Genomic DNA, 267 nt, shown 5'->3' with positions numbered 1-267 from the left:
CGCGTGATTTTTATGCTGCACAAATTCTTTCAATCATTCTTGGTGGAGGTATGTCATCACGACTCTTTCAAGAAGTGAGAGAAAAACGTGGATTATGCTATTCTATTTATGCTTTTCATTGGGGCTTTTCAGATATCGGACTTTTTGGCCTTCACGCTGCCACCGGACAAGAGAAACTAAAAGAACTGCTTCCTGTAATTCTCGATGAGCTCTCTAAGGTAAGCAAAAATATCCACACCAATGAACTTCAACGAGCACGAGCACAAT

General features: G+C 40.8%; 1 protein-coding gene. It reads left to right on the top strand.

Annotated elements, in window-relative coordinates; all coding sequences use genetic code 11:
* Positions 1-267, top strand: a 267-nt coding sequence (locus tag ACFIO5_RS13110; RefSeq protein WP_375705644.1) for a M16 family metallopeptidase, incomplete at both ends; no start/stop codon positions are given.

The sequence above is a fragment of the Bartonella sp. AA86SXKL genome, from assembly GCF_042196885.1.
The sequence above is the reverse complement of the archived record's forward strand: the minus strand, read 5'-3'. Positions and strand labels throughout refer to the sequence as shown.